This is a genomic window from Affinundibacterium flavidum (genome assembly GCF_014284175.1).
Lineage (GTDB): Bacteria > Pseudomonadota > Gammaproteobacteria > Burkholderiales > Burkholderiaceae_D > Undibacterium > Undibacterium flavidum.
Genome location: NZ_JACOGA010000036.1, coordinates 1 through 7,072, shown reverse-complemented (window position 1 = coordinate 7,072; position 7,072 = coordinate 1). Strand labels below are relative to the sequence as shown.

Sequence of the window (7,072 nt, the reverse complement as noted above, 5' to 3'; positions counted from 1 at the left end):
TGACCAGAGACTTATTACGACTAGTGAACGTACTACACAGCGAAGCAGGAGTGAGAAATGATGAATGAAAATTGAATACAATTCATTTGCAAGTCGTACTTGACATGCTTCATAGAAGGGTGGGCACAGCTTCATCGTGCCCACGCGTTACGGTTGAAAAAGGTGAGAAAGATAAAAAGCAAAGCGAGGTTTTAGCGGTATTTTAAGCAATCCGTGTGGGCACAAAAAGCGTGCCCACCCACATGGCTTTACGTCACGATCTAACCTTATTCGTTATGTTTTTAAAATTTGTAGCCGATTATGATTCCTGGAAGAGGGCCCAACACTGATTTATTCTTAATCTTTGACGAGTTTGGATTTGAATATTCAATTTTTGAGCTATTTAACGCGATGCTTGTAGTTACGTTAAAACCCGATGGCCATTGCCAACGATATCCAATGCCAGCGCCTACAAATGATGTTCTATAATTTTTATAAAATACGCCGTCACGTACTTCATTGTTTTCTGGATTGCTAAATTTACCTGCATACGCGCCGAAGTATATTGAATCGCCATATGGATTTTTAAACCACTTATAAGAAACTGCTCCAGGTAGACCTAGACCAATAACATGATTTTCTTTTTGATACTCAAAACCCAATATTGATTCTAAAGAAACACCCAATACAACATTGAAAGATGGTTCGTTAGCCGTAGGAAGCTTATTTTTTTCATAGTTAGAAGGTGTATTTTCGTCTGCATACGAATATGAAACTATGGAGAATGCCAAAATACAGATAGTGATTGCTTTCATTTTTACTCCAATGTAAGTGAGAGACATGTAAGGACTTCTATTGCCAACATAAGACGATTTAATTTTCAAAATGAAAAGATACCCGACTGCGGTGAAAAGTGCGATTTGTTTCAACTTTCTTGAAACTCGCTTGAATGCTGACTATGGAAATGCATATGCTGAAACATGATGTGTGCAATAAAAAGGGCGACCAAAGTCACCCTTCCTAATTCAAAATAGAACAAATTAATCAAAACCGCACATTCCCCGGTGTACGCGGAAACGGAATCACATCTCGCACATTACCAACACCAGTGATGTAAGACACAGCACGTTCAAATCCTAAATCAAAGCCTGCATGCGGCATTGTGCCGTAGCGGAGCAGGTCGCGGTACCAGTAGTATGGTTCTTTCGCGAGGCCGACTTCATCCATGCGCGCATCTAATACGTCTACGCGTTCTTCGCGTTGTGAGCCGCCGATGATTTCGCCTATGCCTGGTGCATAGATATCCATCACTGCAACCGTTTCGCCTTCATCATTCATTCGTATATAGAAGGACTTAATATCTTTCGGATAGTTTAGCAGAACCGCAGGACCCCTTTGCGCTTAATTAGATATGATCATCGTGATCGGAACTAATAAACGTTCAGAAATTCGAGGTAAGCCAGGTCCTCTATCATTACCGTTATAGTCATAACCAATTGTGGCCTTGTAGGTGCCTGGCGGTAGACAATTGGGAAGGTATCGATCGCCGCAAGCGTGAATAACGTAAGTATCGTGTTGGTACCAGATCCAATTATTCGCGTTTGGGTGTCCATTCGCAATCGGTGGGACTTCGAATTTATCGATAAATCCAGCTGTGAGATGTCCACCCACATCCAGCCCAGGTGTGCCGGGATTTCCTACGACTTGAATCGATCCAGTGTGATCCGTTGAATCAAAATATTTTACTCGAATGGTGACCTCAGATGGGTTGGCTGCAGCGCGAACTTTTAGATCCTGGATAATCGTATAGGTCAGTTCAAATGTCGCACCTGGGGCTGCCACGCCTTCTTGGGAAACCCTGTAGCGAGCTACATATTTACCTGGCCAACCTAAGCTTGGTTGAACGATTAGTTTTGCTTGACCATCAGGTGAGGCAACGACGCTATTTTGCGAACCCTCCAAACCATCAAAACGCACGACATTAAATGGTTTTCCTGGTTCAGCTAAAGTAATGGGGATTGCAATTGGCGCTGGTGTAACACCAAATGTGGTACTGATATCTGCCACTTTTTGCGTCAAGGCTATACCTTGTTTGACCTTAATTGAATAAGGCAAGATTAGAGGAGAGTTTCCAAGTTGGGTTTTACAGTTTGGATCAAGGCAAACAAAAATTTTCAGTGAATTATTATAGTCTCCCTTGGGAATATCATTCATACCGTTTAATGTCAAAGACGCTGTTCCGGTACCAAGTGCAATTGCGGGATTTTTATCAAAAAGTTGATCAGGTGACTCGATCAAGACATAAATTGACTTTCCATTGAGTGTTTGAACATCGCCATTAACTGTCGCACTAATCGTTACGCTAGGAATAGCTGAGCCAGTATAGCTGGTCGACGAAATGTTAGCAGGAGACGAGATGGCCAACGTCACTGGTGGGTTTGATGTGCTGCCACCGCTACCACCTCCGCCACACGATACCAATGTGATGGAAAAGATTAATATTAGGATTGCATGCGTAAAGAATTTCGAATTATTTTTCATGTTCAAATACTGCTGATTAGTTTTTTTACTGTTTACAACAAAGTAGAAGGTGAGCAAATCATGTTCATTACACTTTGAACTTTGTTATGTAGGAGATGTGATAAAGGGCGACATCAATCGCCCTTTATCATTCAAACACACACTACACAAATTAAAATCTGACGTTACCCGGAGTACGCGGAAACGGAATCACATCCCGTACATTACCCACACCAGTGATGTAAGACACAGCACGTTCAAAACCTAAACCAAAACCTGCGTGTGGTACTGTGCCGTAGCGACGCAGGTCGCGGTACCAGTAGTATGGTTCTTTTGCGAGGCCGACTTCATCCATGCGGGCGTCTAATACGTCGAGGCGTTCTTCGCGTTGTGAGCCGCCGATGATTTCGCCTATGCCTGGTGCCAGGATGTCCATCGCTGCTACGGTTTTGCCGTCGTCGTTCATACGCATGTAGAAAGACTTGATGTCCTTAGGATAGTTTTGCAGAACCACGGGGCCGCCTACGTGTTTTTCGGCGAGGTAGCGTTCGTGTTCGGATTGCAGATCGGTACCCCATGCCACTGGGTATTCAAATTTCTGCCCGCAGTTTTGCAAGATGTTGACCGCTTCGGTGTAATCCATACGCACGAAAGGTTTGGCGATCATGTTTTCTAATTTGGCGATCACACCTTTTTCTACGCGTTCTTCAAAGAAGGCCATGTCGTCGCCGCGTTCGTTCAAAACGGCGGTGAAAACATATTTCAACATCGCTTCTGCGAGGTCGGCATTTTGTTTGAGATCAGCGAACGCGACTTCCGGTTCTATCATCCAAAATTCTGCCAAGTGACGGCTGGTGTTGGAGTTTTCTGCGCGGAAGGTTGGGCCGAAAGTGTAGACCTTGGACAAAGCCATGCAATAGGTTTCGACGTTCAATTGACCAGAGACGGTGAGGAAGGTTTCTTTGCCGAAGAAGTCTTTGCTGAAATCGGGTTTGCCTTCTGGCGTCTTAGGGAAGTTCATCATGTCCAGCGTAGAAACGCGGAACATTTCACCTGCGCCTTCGCAATCGGATGCAGTCAGGATAGGGGTGTTGACCCAGTAAAAATCTTGTTCGTGGAAGAAGCGGTGGATGGCTTGTGCGATGGAGTGGCGAGTACGTGCCACGGCGCCCATGATGTTAGTACGTGCGCGCAAGTGAGCGTTCTCACGTAAGAATTCCATGCTGTGCGGTTTAGGTTGAATCGGATAAGTGTCTGGATCTTCGACCAAACCAAATACTTGCACGCTTTCTGCTTGCATTTCAAAACTCTGACCACCGCCTTGGGAAGGTACGACCATGCCTGTTGCGGAGAAAGATGCGCCTGCTGTCAGGTGCAAAATTTCGCTTTCGTAATTGCCTAAGGTGTTTGGTACAACGATTTGCAAAGTGCCGAAGCATGAGCCATCGGTTAATGCCAGGAAGGATACGCCAGCTTTGGAATCGCGGCGGGTACGTACCCAACCTTGGACGCTGACGCTGGTGTCGCTCGGGGCTTTGCCGTTGAGGACTTCTTTTACGCTGAAAGTTGCCATACTTTATTCTCCAATATTTATTCGAGAACTTTTCAAAACCTCATGTGGGGCGATCCGCGTTGTTGTACATCCTCGTAATATTGACATATTGCTGCGGTGTACGCCTAGCGTCTCATCCCCAAATGAGATTTTTAGAAATCCTCGGGTGGCGCATATGATAGCCGTTTGCGCCGTTAAAACCAATTTGTGTTGGTTACTTAATTGCCTTTGCTCTTGTTGAGTTGGGCTTGTGTGATGCCTGCATTCCTATTTTTTGTGCTTGTATCACTCCCTCTCCCGCAAGCGGGAGAGGGTTGGGGTGAGGGCGGTTAAAAAATTCAAAATCTCATTTCAACATCAAGTTTTGATTCCGTCAGATTTTTTCTTTCATCTTGCTGAATTTCCCTCATCCCAACCTTCTCCCGCTTGCGGGAGAAGGAGCTAGTTATTCCTTCTCAATACTTAATGTTTTCCCGTACTACCAAACCCACCTTCACCACGTTCACTATCGCCAAACTCTTCAACGATGTTAAAGCCAACTTGCAGCACTGGCACAATAATCAACTGCGCCAAGCGTTCCATTGGGTTGAGCGTGAAAGCATTCTGTCCGCGGTTCCATGTAGAGACCATGAGTTGACCTTGATAGTCGGAATCGATCAAGCCGACCAAGTTACCAAGCACGATACCGTTTTTGTGTCCCATGCCGCTGCGTGGCAAGATCATGGCGGCGTAGGCTGGGTCGCCAATATGGATTGCTAAACCTGTAGGTATTAACACCGTTTCACCAGGTTGTATCGTGATGGCTTCGTCTATGCACGCACGCAAATCAAGGCCAGCGCTGCCCGGTGTGCCGTAGGCGGGGAGTTGGTCTTTCATGCGTGGATCTAAAATTTTGAGGTCTATGTTTTTCATGGTTTCAAGTAGGGTGCGCCATGCGCACCTCTGTTTTTAATTTGTCTATTGATTCAGAGTGGTGCGCATGGCGCACCCTACGCTTGGGACTTTATTCGCTTTGCGATTTCTGATACTAGTTGATTCGCCAAAGTCCGCTTATCCGCTCTTGGCAAAGACTGATGTCCTTTTGCGTCAAACAACATCAACTCATTTTCATCTTTGCCAAAGGTGTTGTGCCCAATATTTCCCACCAAGAGCGGGATATTTTTCTTGATACGTTTGGCGGTGCCGTATTCGATCAGATTTTCAGATTCAGCGGCAAAACCTACGCAGTAAGGTGCTTTAGGCAATGCTGCGACGCTGGCGAGTATGTCTGGGTTTTGCGCGAATTGTAGTTGTGGCGTGTCGCTGTCATTCGCCTTTTTGATTTTTTGGTCGCTGGCGTTTGCTACGCGCCAATCGGCTACTGCTGCTACTGCGATGAAAATGTCTTGCTTGTTCACCTGTGCCATCACCGCATCGTGCATTTGCTGTGCAGTTTGGATTTGTTGGCGTTGTACGCCGTAAGGTGCATCCAATGCGGTTGGGCCGGAAATCAAAGTGACGTGCGCGCCTGCTTCCCATGCTGCTGTTGCAATCGCATAGCCCATTTTTCCTGAGGATAAATTGGTGATGCCACGTACTGGGTCTATAGGCTCGAAGGTTGGGCCAGCGGTGATTAAGACACGTTTGCCTGCGAGTGATTTGTTTTGAAATGCAGCTTCTAATTCAGCCAAAATTTGCGCTGGTTCTAACATGCGTCCCATACCAACTTCGCCGCAAGCTTGTTCGCCAGCGGCTGGGCCGAAAACTTGTATGCCGTCTTGTTTGACCTGCGCGACATTGCGTTGTGTCGCCGCGTTGCTCCACATTTCTACATTCATGGCAGGTGCAATGAATAGTGGTAGGTGAGCGGGGCGGGCGATGCAGAGTGTTGACAATAAATCGTCGCAGGCACCGTGTGCTAATTTGTAGATGAAGTTAGTGCTGCAGGGCGCAATCAGAATTGCATCGGCGTCGCGCGTCAGATCGATGTGCGGCATATTGTTGGCAATACGCGCATCCCATTGATCGGTATAGACCGTATTGCCCGACAAGGCTTGCATCGTGACTGGCGTAATAAATTGTGTGGCGCTTTGCGTCATGACGACTTGTACTGTCGCGCCAAGTTTGCCTAAAGAGCGGCACAGATCGGCGACCTTGTAGCAGGCCACACCTCCGGTTAAACCGAGGACGATTTTTTTACCAGCGAGTCTTGATGTCATGATTTGTCCTTTTTACTTTTTAAACCTCTCAACGCCGAGTCGCCGAGACACAGAGGAAAATCTTAAAACAGAGAAATGTTTTTCCTCATTGCTTTCCCTCGGCGACTCTGCGTCTCGGCGTTGAGGGGTTTTGATTCGTTACTTTTTGACGCGACGTAACTCATCCAAAATAAACAAAGCAGCACCTAAACAGATCGCGCTGTCAGCTAAATTAAACGCGGCAAAGTGGTAGATGTCTTTGTAATGGAAGTCTAAGAAGTCAATCACATGACCATACATTACGCGGTCGATTACATTGCCGATGGCACCACCCATGATTAAGGCGAGTGCCCAACAAAACAGTTTTTGTGCGGCGTGTTTTTTGAGCAGATAAGTAATCACCAATGAGGCGACGACACCGATCGCTGTGAACATATACCGTTGCCAGCCGCCTTCGGTCGCTAAGAAGCTGAACGCTGCGCCTTTGTTGTAAGCCAGCGTTAAGTTGAAGAAGGATGTCACAGGGTAGAGCTCTGCAAATTGAAAAGAACGCTCAATGGTGATTTTGCTGATTTGGTCGAGCAAAATCACGATGACAGAGAGCCCCAGCCAAATGCCGAATAATCCACCTGAGGATTTAGGTTTGCTTGAGAATGTATTGGTTTTTTTGGTCGCCATATTCTTTTTCAATTAGGTTTAATACTTCCTTCTCCCGCGAGCGGGAGAAGCAACTGTGTTTGGAGTCAAGGATTTTTGATTAAATATTCGTCGTCCCATGGTTTTCCTGATTTCATTATGGCGTTCAAAATGGTCAGTAACTTATGCATGCACGCCACTATCGCGA

At 46.2% G+C, this 7,072-nt stretch carries 7 protein-coding genes; all 7 read right to left on the bottom strand.

Features of this window, described 5'->3' with window-relative positions; translation table 11 throughout:
• Window positions 1-281: 281 nt before the first annotated feature.
• The 7 genes from H8K55_RS21175 to lspA all read right to left on the bottom strand — a co-directional run bounded on the left by H8K55_RS21175 (window position 282) and on the right by lspA (window position 6,906).
• Complete coding sequence (locus H8K55_RS21175) at window positions 282-794, bottom strand: hypothetical protein (protein ID WP_186944236.1); 513 nt, start codon at window positions 792-794, stop codon at window positions 282-284.
• Between the two features lie 229 nt (window positions 795-1,023).
• Complete coding sequence (locus tag H8K55_RS21170) at window positions 1,024-1,359, bottom strand: amino acid--tRNA ligase-related protein (RefSeq protein ID WP_186944238.1); 336 nt, start codon at window positions 1,357-1,359, stop codon at window positions 1,024-1,026.
• 21 nt (window positions 1,360-1,380) lie between these two features.
• Window positions 1,381-2,577, bottom strand: coding sequence for a hypothetical protein (locus H8K55_RS21165; protein WP_186944234.1), 1,197 nt, complete (start codon window positions 2,575-2,577; stop codon window positions 1,381-1,383).
• A gap of 94 nt (window positions 2,578-2,671) precedes the next feature.
• Complete coding sequence (gene asnS, locus H8K55_RS21160) at window positions 2,672-4,072, bottom strand: asparagine--tRNA ligase (protein ID WP_186944232.1); 1,401 nt, start codon at window positions 4,070-4,072, stop codon at window positions 2,672-2,674.
• 441 nt (window positions 4,073-4,513) lie between these two features.
• Window positions 4,514-4,963, bottom strand: a complete 450-nt coding sequence (gene dut, locus H8K55_RS21155; protein ID WP_186944231.1) for a dUTP diphosphatase — start codon at window positions 4,961-4,963, stop codon at window positions 4,514-4,516.
• A gap of 77 nt (window positions 4,964-5,040) precedes the next feature.
• Window positions 5,041-6,249, bottom strand: a complete 1,209-nt coding sequence (gene coaBC / locus H8K55_RS21150) for a bifunctional phosphopantothenoylcysteine decarboxylase/phosphopantothenate--cysteine ligase CoaBC (protein WP_186944229.1) — start codon at window positions 6,247-6,249, stop codon at window positions 5,041-5,043.
• 138 nt (window positions 6,250-6,387) lie between these two features.
• Entirely contained in the window at window positions 6,388-6,906 is a 519-nt protein-coding gene (lspA, locus tag H8K55_RS21145) for a signal peptidase II (RefSeq protein WP_186944227.1), read from the bottom strand.
• Window positions 6,907-7,072: the final 166 nt, after the last annotated feature.

Coding starts and splice junctions, on each gene's coding strand:
- asnS (WP_186944232.1), bottom strand. CDS start 4,072: ATGGCAACTTTCAGCGTAAAAGAAGTCCTCAACGGCAAAGCCCCGAGC.
- lspA (WP_186944227.1), bottom strand. CDS start 6,906: ATGGCGACCAAAAAAACCAATACATTCTCAAGCAAACCTAAATCCTCA.
- dut (WP_186944231.1), bottom strand. CDS start 4,963: ATGAAAAACATAGACCTCAAAATTTTAGATCCACGCATGAAAGACCAA.
- coaBC (WP_186944229.1), bottom strand. CDS start 6,249: ATGACATCAAGACTCGCTGGTAAAAAAATCGTCCTCGGTTTAACCGGA.
- H8K55_RS21175 (WP_186944236.1), bottom strand. CDS start 794: ATGAAAGCAATCACTATCTGTATTTTGGCATTCTCCATAGTTTCATAT.